The 15,220-nt window shown below is 33.6% G+C and carries 13 protein-coding genes; 8 read left to right on the forward strand and 5 right to left on the reverse strand.

Going from position 1 to position 15,220, the window contains the following annotated elements; translation table 11 throughout:
• Together TE34_RS16295 and TE34_RS16300 are read left to right on the forward strand one after the other, a co-directional pair.
• A partial coding sequence (locus tag TE34_RS16295) for an IS256 family transposase (RefSeq protein WP_047983079.1) occupies positions 1 to 781 on the forward strand: 781 nt, incomplete at its 5' end.
• Positions 781 to 2,181, forward strand: coding sequence for a hypothetical protein (locus tag TE34_RS16300; RefSeq protein WP_047985884.1), 1,401 nt, complete (start codon positions 781 to 783; stop codon positions 2,179 to 2,181). The genes TE34_RS16295 and TE34_RS16300, both read left to right, overlap by 1 nt.
• Positions 2,182 to 2,814: 633 nt before the next feature.
• Here TE34_RS16300 and TE34_RS16305 read toward each other — a convergent pair.
• Positions 2,815 to 4,065 carry a HEPN/Toprim-associated domain-containing protein gene (locus TE34_RS16305; RefSeq protein WP_047985885.1) on the reverse strand — a complete coding sequence of 417 codons (1,251 nt, stop codon included), beginning with the start codon at positions 4,063 to 4,065 and terminating at the stop codon, positions 2,815 to 2,817.
• 258 nt (positions 4,066 to 4,323) lie between these two features.
• Between TE34_RS16305 and TE34_RS16310 the strand changes: the two genes are divergently transcribed.
• Positions 4,324 to 5,421 carry a DUF4297 domain-containing protein gene (locus TE34_RS16310; protein WP_047985886.1) on the forward strand — a complete coding sequence of 366 codons (1,098 nt, stop codon included), beginning with the start codon at positions 4,324 to 4,326 and terminating at the stop codon, positions 5,419 to 5,421.
• A 41-nt stretch (positions 5,422 to 5,462) separates the two neighbouring features.
• Complete coding sequence (locus TE34_RS16315; protein WP_047985887.1) at positions 5,463 to 7,151, forward strand: AAA family ATPase; 1,689 nt, start codon at positions 5,463 to 5,465, stop codon at positions 7,149 to 7,151.
• A gap of 524 nt (positions 7,152 to 7,675) precedes the next feature.
• Here the strand turns inward: TE34_RS16315 and TE34_RS16320 are convergent.
• Both TE34_RS16320 and TE34_RS16325 read right to left on the reverse strand, forming a co-directional pair.
• Positions 7,676 to 8,440 carry a SurA N-terminal domain-containing protein gene (locus TE34_RS16320; RefSeq protein WP_047985888.1) on the reverse strand — a complete coding sequence of 255 codons (765 nt, stop codon included), beginning with the start codon at positions 8,438 to 8,440 and terminating at the stop codon, positions 7,676 to 7,678.
• Positions 8,441 to 8,687: 247 nt separating this feature from the next.
• Entirely contained in the window at positions 8,688 to 9,110 is a 423-nt protein-coding gene (locus TE34_RS16325; protein ID WP_047985889.1) for a pyridoxamine 5'-phosphate oxidase family protein, read from the reverse strand.
• Positions 9,111 to 9,278: 168 nt separating this feature from the next.
• On the opposite strand from TE34_RS16325, the gene TE34_RS16330 reads away from it, so the two are divergent.
• Positions 9,279 to 9,575 carry a DUF378 domain-containing protein gene (locus TE34_RS16330; protein WP_047985890.1) on the forward strand — a complete coding sequence of 99 codons (297 nt, stop codon included), beginning with the start codon at positions 9,279 to 9,281 and terminating at the stop codon, positions 9,573 to 9,575.
• An 18-nt stretch (positions 9,576 to 9,593) separates the two neighbouring features.
• On the opposite strand, the gene TE34_RS16335 is transcribed toward TE34_RS16330, so the two are convergent.
• Positions 9,594 to 9,899 carry a hypothetical protein gene (locus tag TE34_RS16335; protein WP_047985891.1) on the reverse strand — a complete coding sequence of 102 codons (306 nt, stop codon included), beginning with the start codon at positions 9,897 to 9,899 and terminating at the stop codon, positions 9,594 to 9,596.
• A gap of 142 nt (positions 9,900 to 10,041) precedes the next feature.
• Between TE34_RS16335 and TE34_RS16340 the strand changes: the two genes are divergently transcribed.
• Together TE34_RS16340 and TE34_RS16345 are read left to right on the forward strand one after the other, a co-directional pair.
• Positions 10,042 to 10,845, forward strand: a complete 804-nt coding sequence (locus TE34_RS16340) for an MBL fold metallo-hydrolase (protein WP_047985892.1) — start codon at positions 10,042 to 10,044, stop codon at positions 10,843 to 10,845.
• 190 nt (positions 10,846 to 11,035) lie between these two features.
• Positions 11,036 to 12,175 (forward strand): PQQ-dependent sugar dehydrogenase, encoded by a 1,140-nt coding sequence (locus TE34_RS16345; RefSeq protein ID WP_047985893.1) that lies wholly within the window; start codon positions 11,036 to 11,038, stop codon positions 12,173 to 12,175.
• 54 nt (positions 12,176 to 12,229) lie between these two features.
• On the opposite strand, the gene TE34_RS16350 is transcribed toward TE34_RS16345, so the two are convergent.
• On the reverse strand, positions 12,230 to 14,479 hold the full coding sequence (locus tag TE34_RS16350) for an outer membrane protein assembly factor BamB family protein (RefSeq protein ID WP_047985894.1): 2,250 nt from the start codon (positions 14,477 to 14,479) through the stop codon (positions 12,230 to 12,232).
• Positions 14,480 to 14,684: 205 nt separating this feature from the next.
• On the opposite strand from TE34_RS16350, the gene TE34_RS16355 reads away from it, so the two are divergent.
• Entirely contained in the window at positions 14,685 to 15,209 is a 525-nt protein-coding gene (locus TE34_RS16355; protein ID WP_047985895.1) for a cupredoxin domain-containing protein, read from the forward strand.
• Positions 15,210 to 15,220 lie beyond the last annotated feature (11 nt).

Genomic DNA, 15,220 nt, shown 5'->3' on the forward strand with positions numbered 1-15,220 from the left:
GCCTGAACTAGAAGACTGGCAAAGTCGTCCTTTAAATGAATGTTATCCTTTTGTTTTTGTAGACTGTATGTATACAACCATACGCAATCAATACGAAACTAAAAAGTATGCCGTTTATACTATTTTGGGCTATACAATGGAGGGCAAAAAAGACATCCTTGGCTTGTGGCTAAATGAAACAGAAAGCAAGCATAAGTGGATGCAAATCTTTGATGAAATTAAGGCAAGAGGAGTTGAAGACATCTTCTTTATTTCCATGGATGGTGTATCTGGATTAGAAGAAGGAGCTCGCTCTATTTTCCCTGATGTCACTGTCCAAAGATGTATTGTCCATTTAATTCGTAATTCCATTAAATATGTTCCAAATAAGGATTATAGAGCTTTTACATCTTCTTTAAGGAAGGTTTATGGAGCTCAAAGTCTAAAGGCCTGTCAAAGTACGTTTGAATCCTTTAAGCAACAATGGTCTGCCTATCCTGGAGCTATAGATGTCTGGGAAAGAAACTTTGAACATGTAGAACAATTATTTGACTACGGTAGTGCTGTCCGTAAAATCATGTATACAACTAACGCAGTAGAAAGTATCCACTCTAGTTTTAGAAAAGTAACGAAAAAAGGAGCATTTCCCAACGAAAATGCCCTACTTAAAGTACTGTATTTAAGAGTGAAAGAATTAGAAAATAAGTGGAATGGTGGCGGCTTTATTCAAGGCTGGTCTCTAGCCTTAAACCAACTATTAATGAATGAACGATTGAAGGATAGGGTTCTCAAATATAGCTAGTGTGTATTAGAACTTACACACTTTATTTGACAACCCCTGTATATGTAGTAAAAGCCCCAACTGGAATTGGTAAAACAGAAGCAATTGTGAACTTTGCAGAAGAGTATAATTTTAGTATCGCTTTTCCTACACATAAATTGAAACAAGAGGTTTCCATGCGCTTAAAAGACAAAAATATTAAGCATATAAAAGTTCCAGAATTACCTTTACTTGAGGAACCATTTTCGGAAAAAATTGAACACCTATACAATATTGGTGCATACAGGACAGTAAATAAATTTTTAAGACAGATTTCCAATGAAAATGAGGATGTATCTGATTTTCTCCAAGACTTGGAGAAAGTGAAATCCTCTAAAAAAGAATTGCTGCTTACCACACATCAACGTGCGATTTTTACAAATGATGATTCAAATTCAACTATTATATTCGATGAGGATCCAATACCCAATCTTTTTCCAATATCTCAAATGAAGGTGTCCGATTTAGTATTTGCATTTACAAAATTGCAGGATAACGAAGTGAACAAAGATGTTATTACAACTTTGCAAAACATGATAATGAGTGCCCCGTTGGATATTGTTCAAGAACGGTCATCTTTTTTGCTACCATCTGTAAAAGACCTAGAACAGACAATTGTGGAGGAAACTACCATAAGTTCAAATGTATTAGGCTTTTTAAATTGTGATTATTTTCTTAGGAAGAGAATTCACAATATAGACTACATATATTTTATCCAAAGGAATAAACTACCACAGAGTAAAAAGACTATCATTCTGAGCGCCACTATAAATGAAAGTATATCTAAATTGGTATTCGGTGATAAAGTAACATTTATTGATTTAGGCCTTGTTAAGCCAACAGGGAGTATACTGCAGGTAACATCTAAGAGTTTTAGTAGATTTACAATTAAAGAAAATCAACTAGAAATGAAGTGTCTAGCAGAAAACCTTATGAAACTTTATAATCCCGATAGTGAAATTATTACATATAAAGATTTCTACCATAATGGAAAAAAGGAAGAGATATATTTTGGAAATACAGAGGGAATTGATGACCTAAAAGGAAAAAATATTACTGTAATTGGAACTCCGCATCTGAATCCAATTTCATATCTATTAATAAGTGTGGCTTTAGGGTACCGCATGGGTCTAGAGGAAAGTAGAATGGAGTATATCCCAGTAGAAAGGAATGGGCTACGATACTATTTTACTACATATAGTAATGATTCTTTGTTAAAGGAAGTACAATTCTATCTGGTAGAAAGTCAGTTATTGCAGGCAATTGGACGAGCAAGGGTCAATAGGTTTCCGGCCAAAGTACTTATTCTTAGTAATTTGCCAGTTGTAGGAGCCGAGTACATATCATTTTCGCAAAAGGAATTAATGGAACTAATGAAATAAGGAAAATAAATGAAGTCAGCTTATCATAGGCTGGCTATTTTAATGATTATAAAAGGTTAATTTTCATTATAACTATTAGTGCCTTTAATAATCATTAAAACAGTTAGTAACTCTTATAACTATTATAATGATAATAATTATTAGTAATGTTTAAAATGATTAGTAATGTTTAAAATGATTATTAATGATTACTAATCGTTCATTTATTTCATTTTTTTCAGGTTCCTTCATTTTTTTCACTTAGTTTCGTATCATGGAAATAGTTTTTACTATTATCTTAGATATAATAAAAAAGAAGAAATTACAAGAAACCCGAAAAAAATCAACATTTATTTTTAAATGGCTCAAACAGTCCCAAAACGGGAAATATGGCATATTTTGAGCCTTTTAGAGAAGTGCCTATTGATGACAATTTATTGATGGTTAAAGGTGCTACTTCTACAGTATGATGTCGCAGATTAAACGATATAAACACCAATCATTGTATTATCTACAAAAAGTCATCGCCCAATGCTATGCAACATTCACAGCCTGTTAGCTCAAGGCTATTTTAAATAGAATTGTCTATTATGATATACACTATATTAATTCCTGTCTGAAGTAAAAACATATATATTTATGTAATCTGTCCATTTAATCAAATGCTTTAAATATTAACTCTAAAACTTTCTTCATTCCTGACCAATCATGGTCTGATTTTTTAAAATCACCTTTTTCTATGTCATCAAGTAATTTAAAGTACTTTTGCATTATTTTTTCCTTATTAATAAGTTCACCTTGGTATTGATTTAAAGAAGCGTTGAAGCCTTTCCATTGTATAGGAGTAATATTTTTTTGATTATCAATCAAGATATCTATTCCTAGGTATAATTCAATACTCCCCGCTAGACCATTTATATTTGTTTTTATAGTTCCAGTTGGACCTAGTGTTGGGTAATCCTTAGCAATATCTAATTCTGGAAAATGCAAAATCTTGATATTATCAGGTATACTAAGACTTTTTAATTTTTTGGTTGCGTCAATTGCGGCGGTGTCATTATCAAAAAGTGCAATAACTTTATTATTTATACCTGAACCAATAAACCCTTTAATATAATTTACTAGTGATGATGCACTTCCTGCTGCTTTTGGGGTATTAAAATCCATAAAGGAATAGTAATCTAATACATCTGGATAAAGGGCCTTCATTGTTCTTTTAATTATACCTATATCAGAGGAACCTTCAGTTATAATGATAGTTTTTTGGTTAGTTAAGGATGAATTAGACAAGTAATCTATTGATTGATTACATAATTGGTCAAATTCATCATAATATCCTCCGTTGACAAGATCGGTGTAATCCAATATAAATTCATCTTCTTCATCAAATAGTTCCAAAATACCTCTTATAACAAACCTGATATCAGAAGAGATAAAACCAAAGTAGGACTCACCGTCAAAGTGTTCTCCTAATATATAAGTTTCGATAGGATAATCGTTTCTTTCAAAGTTACATAATTTATCTTTTAGGTTATAAATATCCAATTTATTAAAAATAATATAATCCATAGCCACAAGCCATGCTTTAAATGAGTAACCAGACAATTCCTCATCATTGATTCCATCAGGGGATTTAAAAGTTCTACTATATTTATATTCATTGTTTGAAATAAATTCTTTTTCAGTGTTCTTCAAATTGAACCCCATAATATCAAGCCTTAACTTGATGTTTTTTATTTTGTTAATGTATCGGCACTTAGCGTATTCCAAATCATTATCTTCATCAAAAACGTATTCTATTTTTTTATCAGTTTCTCTAAATAAGGTCATCGCTTCAGGTTCTACAAAGCTTTTAGATGAATATATTTCGGAACCATTTACAGTTATTGTGGCGTAACTTCCCATATTTTACTCCCTTCTTATCTAATATTAATAATTACAAGACTAGGATATTGCGGTCACCATATATGGTTGAATGAATTATTTACTTCCTTTTGAATTGCCTAGTTTAGTATAATCTCCCATACTATAATTATAATAAAGATAATCTTTATATTTAGCAAAACTTCTAAACATTACCAAAAAGCATGGAAAATTTTAACCATTTTTAGTATTGTAGAATTAATAGATTCTTAAAAATGAGAAATGGATAGAGTTGATTGTATGGAGAAAATAAAATTAAGGGATTTAACCTCAATAAAACCAAGGGATTTGAGTGGACCTAGGTCATCAAATAGATTTGACTATCAAAAAGATTGGGCAATCTTAAAGATGATGGAGATGTACGAAGCTGGTGAGGATTTTCTTCTAGTTATGGATTACTATGATGATGTTGTTATATATGATTCAGATACAGATCCAGAAAATGTGTCTTTTTTCCAAATCAAGACAGCATCTAAAAACTGGACTCTTAAAGAACTTACAAAAAGAAATCAAGGTAAAAATGGCCCATCATTATCGATTTTAGGGAAAATGTATGAATGCAAAATGCAATTTCCGGAACACACATTGTCTCTCAATTTTATATCCAATTACACTTATAATTTGAAATTATCAAGTGGTGAAAAAAGTCTTACTAAAACAAAGATTAGTTTATCTGAATTAGATACTTCATCTATTTCAGATATTGTCAAAAAGGTAATTGACGAACATAATTTAAAAGCCAATCCTGATTTTATTGAAATAACCTTTTTTGAAGTATCAGAGTTACTAGTAAATAAAAGGGAAACCTACCTCAGAGGTAAATTGGCGGAGTTTATTGAAAGACAAAATCCAGATTCTAAATACAAGATTAGTTTAATTTACGATGCTTTATACAGTGAAGTCAAAGTAAAAAACAACTACGAAGGTAAAATTACAAATTTTGATGAATTAGTAAAACATAAAGGGATAAGTCGTAAACAATTCCATGAACACGTTCAAATATTTTCGGAAGAAGATGGAGATCAAGAATTATGGACCTTTATCTCGAATAGATTAACACAGGAAGGGATTTCTTTTTCCGAAAGTTTAAAATTAAACAGGGCTTGGAATGAATACAGAGTAGAGAAAATGAATTATGCAAATCTTACTTTACGTAAAGTGGTTTCTGAAGTATCAAATATCATTGAAAGTTTCATTACTAAAGAAGTAAACAGTTTAAATAATGATCTTCTTGTACCAGCATATGAAAAGTACCTTTTAAAAAGCAATTCACATCCGCTATTTAAAGAACATTATATTAAAGTCATAATTCTAATGGAGTACTGCAAAAATGAATGAAAATTTTAGAAGATTAATTAGAAATTTGAGGTTGAAAAATTATGAAAAGATTAGTACTAAAAGAAATGAAACTTCTATCATTCAAAGAAGAGAAAGCGAAAAGAATAACCTTCCATCCCAATATAACGGTAATAAAAGGTGACAATCACACTGGAAAATCATCTCTTATAAAAAGTATATACTGGGCGTTTGGTACAGAGCCTAAAGATATTCATCCGAATTGGAAGGCAGCTAATGCAATTGTATTAGTTGATTTCTCAATTGGTAAAGATGATTATTCTATTCTTCGTAAAGAGAGATTTTTTGCAGTATTTGATGCAAATAAAAAAGTGATTGCAACATTTAATGGAATTACAAACGGGATTGGGCCATTTTTGGCAGGACTACTAGATTATAAGATTGTACTTAATGACAAAAAAGGTGAGGCATTAATTCCGCCGCCTGCGTATTTTTTTCTTCCTTATTATATTGACCAAGATGCAAGTTGGAACAATAACTGGTCCGGATTTGACAGACTAACTCAATTTAGTAACTGGCGTAATGACATTGTTAATTATCATACAGGTATAAGACCAAATGAATACTATGAAATAAATGCTTCTATACGTAATCATAAAAAAGAAATATCCGAATTGGAAACTCAACGGTCTATTTCGGGCAATATTATGACAAAAATAGATAGCCAAATAAACGATGATGTTGTATCTATTGATACTGAACAGTTTAAAAAAGAGATAGATGAACTTCTTGTTAACTATGAAGCACTAAACAAAAAAGGTGCAGAGCTAAAACAACGAATTATTGAATTAGAGAATCATAAGCTACATATTGAAGAACAGATTACTATAGTACAAAGAGCCATGAGTGAATTAAAATTGGACCTTGAATATGCGAATGAACAGACTGATTCTGTTGAATGCCCTACCTGTGGAAACATATATGAAAACTCGTTTGCTGAGCGGTTTGCAATTGCAAAGGATGAAGATACTTGTAAAGATTTATTAATAAGCCTTGATGGTGAATGGGAAGAAGTCAGAAAACAAATTGTGTATGAATATAAAGTTTATAACGAGAATAATATTGAAGCCAATAATATAAGGAGCATCCTCTCAAAAAAACAAGGTGCTATTCAATTAAAAGATATTATTCTTAACGAGGGTAAGAGAGAAATGAAATCTTTAATGGAGAAAGAGGTAAGTAAATTAAGTAATGACATCTATTCACATGAACAGAAAATTGATGGCTTAAAAGAAGAATTAAAAGCATATGAAGATAGAAAGCGTCAGAAGCAAATTAAAGATAGATATTTAAATTTAATGCATAGTAATTTACTTAAACTCGAAGTGTTAACAATGGAAGAAAAATCTTATAAAAAAATTACCTCTAAAATTAATGAAAGTGGAAGTGGTAAGCCGAGAGCGTTATTAGCTTATTATTACAGTATTCTTCAAGTGATTAAAGAAAATACAACTTCAACTTTTTGTCCAATTATTATTGATTCACCAAATCAACAGGATCAAGAAAAATCAAACCTCGATAAGATACTATCCTTTATTGTTGAAAATAAACCAGAAGACTCGCAATTAATATTGGGTCTGGTTGAGATGGAGAATATTGAGTTTGATGGTGAAACAATTATTCTTGATAAGAAACATAGTTTGCTCAGGGAAAATGAATATCCAACAATCTCTAAAGAAATAAAATCACTGTTAGCAAAATGTGATGAATAAAGATAACTGGGCTCTCTTTTGGGAACCTAGTTTTTATTTAATCAAATATTGGTATTTCAATTATACAAAAGCGGGTATAATCACCCGCTTCTAGTTGTAAATTCTATAACAATATGTTCTAAATTATCCTCTTTAATTAAAAAGTTTTGTGGTTTTGTGACACATGCCCCGCGGTGCCACCCTAATTATCTTAATTTTTAAGATCACTTCATTTATTCTAGCTCCAAAGTCCAATTCCTATTTACCTTGATACTTGTTTTCACCAACCACAAGTTCTCTAAAAATCAGAGGGTAAAGAGTACTACGCCTTTTTCATTGCTAATGATATTGAGTTTTTATTATTATATATATTATTATTTTTGATTGCAAGTAATAATTTATATTATTCGCCAGTTGACTTAGAAGTACATGAAGTAATTGATATAAAATTAAAAAGTTTCAGTTGAAATAAATGAAACGAACACTATAAAAACTAACCCAAAAAGGTTGCTTTATAGTGTTCGAATTTTGGCTTCAGCCCTACCTTATAAATTAATTGTTATATCAGCATCAGCTTTTAATTCTTCGACTAGTGCTTGATAGACTTCGATTTGTTTGTTAGACTTCGCTTGTTCTTTCAAGGAAGATTCCATTTCTTCATAAGAAGGTACCTTTTGTTTTTCGCTTTTTTCCCCGTTTGCTTGTTCATGTTGGGTTTTATATGAATCATAAAGCGCTTGTAATTCTTCTTTTGTAGGCTCTATATCTCCAGCCTTGCTAGCAATTAACTTGTCTACTTTGATTTGTGTTTCTACTTGGGAGAGAACTTCTTCTTTTCCCATGCCTTGCTCTTTTAAAGCAGCGAAAAATTCATCCTGTGATTTAAGACCGTTCTGCTCTACAATGCTATCAATCGTTTTATTGATATCTTCTTTAGAGGCTTCATAACCACTCTTTCCTGCTTCTTGTATGACCAGCTTTTGCGCAATTAATGCATCTGCAACTTGGCTTTTTAACTGATCTTGATCAAGTTCTTGACCAGTCATCTGTGCTTGCATTAATGCTTGTTGAAATTGACCTTTATAAGTCATTTCAAACTCCTCTTTTGAAACTTCCTCACCATTAACTTCGGCGACAACATCAGGTACATTTTCTAAATTAGGCTCAGGCATTTCAGGTTGTGTGGAGTTTTCCTCTGCAGTACTTTCCTCCACTTTATCAACTTTCTGATCTTTTGCTTCTTCATTATTACTACATGCAACTAATAATAGAAGCATGGAGAAAATACTTACTAGTAGTTTTTTTCTCATTTATTGTTCTCCTTTCAATCATTGTAGTCGTTAGTTTAACAAACTCTATCTATTTGTAAACCTTGCTAATTCTTCATAATGAGCGAGATTACAAGTATATTACTGTCGCTAGTGTAAGAATAGTAAGGATTTAAGAAACGGATTTTATAAGTACATAGAAGATTGTGTAAAAAATGTAGAAAAACATGGAGATATTCATCTAATTGAAATGTATCTAACAAAACCGAGCAAAATAGCTCGGTTCCGATCATAACTCTAAAATTCTTCGCTTTAAATCCTTCTTATTCATTAGACTAATTTGTTCGGGTTTAATTTCTAAAACAATATAATTAGGATCATTTGGACCGTCAAACCATTTCTCCATATGTGGATTCCATAACTTCCTCCTCAAATCTTCGGAATCAGATATGTGAACCTTGCCTTCATATTCCACATACTCATCTCCAACTCCTTCACCTTCATACCCTAAAAGAATATGTGTGTAAGGATTCTTACTAATCTCATCCACTTTATGTGTATCCTTATCTGTGGCCGTGTAAAGTGTTAGTCCATCACGTGAAAACGTCATATATCTCGTGTGTGGTTTATTGTTTTGAACAGTAGCCATTGTACCAACTGAACTAGAATCTAGAATATGTTCAATATCGGCTTTCGTTTCATGTTGTATCATATGCTACACTCCTTTTTTAACTTCATTACCATTATTCCTTGCTTGTGAGAAATTAATCGTTTTTTTTGTGTATGAAGAAATAGAAAATGGCAGAAGATAAACATGACTATAAATAAAAAGTCATAGAAAAACTTAGCTTAATTTCGATTCTTATTAGGAGGTGAAAAAATGGATACGTTAAAACGAATAGCACTTACTTTAGCAATAATCGGTGCCATCAATTGGGGATTAATAGGACTTTTTGATTTTGATTTAGTTGCAACACTCTTAGGTGGTCAAGATTCATTATTATCTAGAATTGTCTATTCATTAGTTGGTTTAGCTGGACTATTAAGTATTCCGTATTTGTTTGAGCCAGCTAGAGAAGATAATAGGACTACTGCAACCGGAAGATTAAATTATGGAACTGAATTTGGAGAAGAAGAAGACTTCTCAGAAATTAAGAAGGAAGACAAAGATCTTTAATTGAAAGGTTGAGCCATACTATTTGTTGTATGGCTCTTCTTTTTCCTTGAAAAGTATTATCAATAACCGATAGAGAAGATAAAGACCTAAGTAAGAACCAGAAATGATAAAGAACGGATTTAGGAAAATTGCATGAATGGTTGTCATCATCACTGTCTGATTAACAATCACTTCATGAACAGAAATAGAAGAGATAATGCCAAAGATCATTGCAGATAGAACGGCAGTCACATTAAAGAAGCTTCGGAAATTCCCCCATATATTTACTATCCATAACATAACAACTGGTAAAATGATAATTCCAGCAATCAATAAAAACTCCATAGATAACCTCCTATTAAATTAGTTATACCTAGTTTGTTCTTCACATTAAAAAACAAACATATTAATAAAGATAAAATATGAATCACCATTCATTTTGTGCTATTCTTAAGATAGTATAAGAACAACTAGGGGTTGATTACTTATGGTGATAAAGACAAATTCATATACTGGTCAGGAAAGTAATGTTCGTTTTATAAATGGTTATGTATCCATGGTAAATATGAGGTTAAATGCTTACTGTTTTGAAGTAGATGGGGTGTTAATTGATACTGGAGCACCAAGGTTACTTAACGAATTTAAACCTTTCTTTGCAGAAGCGGATATTGATAAAGTTGTTATTACGCATGCCCATGAGGACCATATTGGCGGAGCTTCCTTTCTTCAAAAAGAATATAATGTACCAATATTTATGAATGAACTTACCGTAGCGGAATCTGGACAAAAAGCAGATTACCCACTATATCGCAAAGTTTTCTGGGGAAGGAGGGAGCCTTTCCAAGCACAGCAAATAGGTAATAGCTTCTCCTCTCGTACTGCTACTTGGGATGTTATTAAGACACCTGGTCATGCAAGGGACCACCTTTCATTCATCAATAGAAGTACAGGGCAACTTTTTTCAGGTGATTTGTATGTCCAACCGAAAACGAATGTCACACTTAGAGAAGAAAGTGTACCAACAATTATTGCGTCTATTGAAAAGGTTTTAACCTTTGAATTTGAGGAACTGTATTGCTGTCACGCTGGTTACGTTAAAAATGGACGGCAATCATTAAAGCAAAAACTCAATTACTTAAAGGAATTTCGAGGAAATGTTCTTACTCTAAAAGAACAAGGCTATACCGAAAAGGAAATACAGACAAAGCTATTTAAACGGAAGTATCCAATTACATACTTCTCCTTAGGGGAGTGGGATTCCATCCATATGATTCGTTCCGTTCTTAAATAATAGATGTAAACTAATGTAACTAACCTGTTCATTCCAAAGACGGAGATAGGTTAGTTTTTTGATGTTCTTTCATTCTGTGAAAATAGTAATCATTTCTATGAAAATATGTATATCCTATTGAATATTGGAAATAATTACTATCATAACAATCTTCGTCAAATACGGAGAAAAATATTAAGAGGTGAAAGAATTGAAAAGATATGGTTTAGTTAGTTTGATAGGAGGACTATTAGTTGTAGCATTAATATTCCTATTTGTTATTAACACACCAGAAGAAAGTACTAATACAGAACAACCGAATGAAGAACAAGATGCAGTCCAGGTGTTTGAGGATTCGATTGAAGTAGTAGCATCAGATGATGGACATATTAATGCTAATAAGTTATTCATCCCGTGGACAATTAGTAAAAATGCTAGCACCTTCTATTTGAGTCAAAGGGATGGAACTGTAGTGGAGATTGATGGTGATTTTGGTCTAGTCGAAGTGCAAGATGTTCAAGTTTCAGAGGAGATTCTTCATGAAGGAGAAGCTGGCTTTCTTGGGTTTACTTTAGCTCCTGACTTTGAAACATCTAAACGAGCTTTCGCATTCCATAGCTACGATAAAGATGGGGAAATGGCCAATCGAATTGTATCACTTGTCCTAGATGAATCTACGTGGAAGGAAGAAAATGTGATTTTGGATGATATACCTGGTGGAGATATGAATAATGGTGGAAGGATTCAGATTGGACCAGATAATAAGCTTTATGCAACCACTGGTGACATTGGACAGTCTGATTTAGCACAAGAGTTAGACAGTCTAGCAGGAAAGATATTGCGGATGGAACTGAATGGAGATATTCCTGTAGATAATCCGTTCGAAGATTCTTACGTCTACTCGTATGGTCATCGAAATTCACAAGGCTTAGCATGGGATCCTCAAGGTAATCTATATAGTTCTGAACATGGGGAAGATGGTCATGATGAGATTAATTTAATTGAAGCTGGTAAAAATTATGGTTGGCCGGTTATTCAAGGAGATGAAGAGGCTGAAGATATGGTAAGTCCAGTAGTTCATTCTGCAGATAGTACTTGGGCACCATCTGGTATGGCATTTACTGATGGAAAGTTATTTATTTCTTCCCTAGCGGGCAAGAAAATCTTCACATTCGATGTTAATTCAGAAACAATTGCCGATTTCTATGATGAAGCGGGAAGAATACGTGATGTGTTTATAGAAGAGGATGCAATGTTTGTCATTACAAGTAATCATGATAACCGTGGTGAACCAACAGATAAGGATGATCGTCTGATTCACATTCCTCTTGCAGAAAAAACTGCAAACTAAAATAAAAATAAGGATACCTAGGAGGGACTGACCCTCTAGGTATCCTTGATTTTTTTATTCTTTCATTATGGTTTTTAGATATTCTTTTACAGCTTCGATTTGTTCTTCAGATAATGTTCCTTCAAATGGAGGCATTCCGCCGCCACCTTTTTTGATCTTTGCGATTATTTCTTCGTCACTCATCTCTAAATTATTAAGGTTCGGTCCATTATGACCACCAACACCTTCAGCACCATGACAAGATAAACAATTGTTCTCGAATACTTTCAGACCTTCTTCAGCCACTTCTCCACCTTCTGTGCCTGTTGGTCCTTCACTGTTTTCATTATCAGTATCTTTCTCAGCAATTGGTGACGTGTTAATGGCGTCTTCTGGGATATCCTCAAGTGAAGCATACTCTCCTTCTAATGAGAAGGTATATATCTTATCTCCGTGTTGCGTGCCACCTAAGGAATTTCCTGCCGCAAAAATGGAGACATATTGCTTACCATCAATAGAATACGTCATTGGTGGTGCATTGGCCCCAGCATCGGTCATGAATTCCCATAACTGCTCACCAGATGTTGCATCATATGCGATAATACGCCCATCATTATGACCGGTAAACAAAAGATTTCCTTTCGTTGTTAATAGACCACTGAATGCAATCGTATCCCATTCATTTTGCCATACGATCTTATTGGTTTTTACATCTACAGCTGTAATAAATCCACGTTGTGGTCCACCTTCAACAGGCTGCCAGATACTTCCAATCCATTCTTTACCTTCCACAAATTTATTAGCTTCATCTTCGGCATAATGTGCATAAGCAAAATAGTTACTATTAGCTTGTACATAGTATAGTTCTGTATTTGGGTTGTAAGCAGAAGGAGGCCAGTTGGCGCCACCTTGTGGTGAAGGAGTAATCGTTATTGGCTCGTCCCAGAAAGGAGTAAATAGTTCGCCAACTTTTCCTTCAAAATCCTCAGGTAAATCTTTTTCAATATCTTCTTCTGTAATAGTCTGTGGAACTAAAGCATCTCCTACTGGGTAAGGTTGTGTAGGTGATGTTTTTTGTCTTTCTTCTTGTGGAACTGGTCGTTCTTCGATTCCAATTAATGGTTCTCCATTAGTTCTATCTAATAAGTAAACCCAACCAGTTTTACCTGTTTCAGCTATTGCTTTTCTCGTTTGTCCATCAATTTCTACATCAAAAAGCGTAACTGGATTTGCAGGATCTAAATCCCATATATCATGATGAACTTGTTGAAAATGCCATTGATATTCTCCAGTATCAGCATCTAATGCTAGCATAGAGTTAGCATATAAATTGTCGCCTTCTCGGTTACTACCATCAAGGTCAGGAGATGTATTCCCTGTTGCAAAATATATCATGTTTAACTCAGGGTCTACAGCAGGTGTCTGCCAAATGGGGGCACCACCCTTTAACCAACTATCATTATCATCCGGCCATGTTTCTGACCCTGGTTCTCCTGGTGCTGGGATTGTATACGTTTTCCAAACTTCTCTACCGATTTCAGAATCGAAAGCCGCCATAAATCCACGGATACCATATTCCCCACCTGCTATCCCTGTATAAACTTTTCCATCAAAATATAGTGGAGCACTTGTAATGGTGTAACCTTTATCCCACTCGGCAACTTGTGTTTCCCAAACGACTTCACCAGTTTTCTGGTCAAGTGCTACAAGTCTTGCATCTAGTAAACCAACATAGACTTTTCCATCACCAATAGCTACACCACGGCTTATCCATCCACAACAAGCTGTGTCAAGTCCATCTGCAAGTTGAGGTGTATATTCCCAAATGATTTCTCCAGTAGTAGCATCAAGTGCTTGTACAACGTCAGCTCCAGTAATACTAAACATGACGCCATCATAGACAAGTGGTGTTTGTTCTCCTGAATATTTAAATTCGAGTCCAGAGCCTAAACTTGTCACCCACTCTAGCTTTAAATCACTAACGTTGGATACATCAACCTGATCTAGTGGAGAATATCTTCGATTATAAATATCCCCACCATTTGTCAACCAATTTTCGGTAGGTGGCTCCATTAATTGTTCAGCAGAAAACTTCGGAGCAACTTCTCCAGTATAGTCCATATGTTGGACGGAACTATGTGCTTCGTCTTTTTGATTGTCTGCTGGCTGTTTTTCATTATTCCCTTCAGCCTGTTCATTTTCATCTTTGGCTTCTTCTCCTGCTGGTTGCTCGGTATGTTCTTCATTCATACTTTGAAATGCAAAAAAGCCCACAGCAGTGATTATTGCAACAGCAGCAATAACAATCCATAATTGTTTATCCAATTCTTCGTCTCCTTTCTTATGATGATATGCATAGGTTCTCTAGTAATTTGCCCGGTAACAGTCAAATTAATCTTATCTAGTAAAAAACTACTAAAAATTCTTTGCACATACATGGATAAGTGTGACTTATTTCACATGATTTTAATTTTGAAATCGATATGATAATGGCAGAAAAACTATTCTTCAATAATGGGGAGGTATTAAAATGGTTCAAACAGCAGCATGGGTAACAAGTTTAGTTTTTATGAGTTTAGTTGTAGTTGTTTATGCAGTAGTTGCGTGGAAGTCAAAAGAGAAAAGTGATTATGAGCCTATTAAAAAGAAATGGAATAAGGCTAGGAAAGTGTATGCAACAACCCTCGTCACAATATTATTAGTAGTTTGTATCTATACATTGCGAGAACTACCTTATGATTTACCAATTTACGGTGAAGGGCAAGATCCTACTGTAGTAGATGTGGAAGCAGTACAGTTTGGTTGGCTGATGAGTGAAACTGAATTTAAAGTTGGGGAGCCAATCGAATTTGATGTAACAAGTAAAGACGTCAATCATGGTTTTGGTATTTACGATGAGGATATGACAATTATTGCTCAAACACAAGCCATGCCAGAATACACCAATACAGTATATATTACGTTTACAAAGCCAGGAACTTATAAAATTTTATGCTTAGAATATTGTGGAACTGCTCACCATTACATGGTAAGTGAATTAACTGTTACAGAATAAAGAAAGGAGAA

It is taken from the genome of Ornithinibacillus californiensis (assembly GCF_001038485.1).
GTDB classification, from domain to species: domain Bacteria; phylum Bacillota; class Bacilli; order Bacillales; family Amphibacillaceae; genus Ornithinibacillus; species Ornithinibacillus californiensis.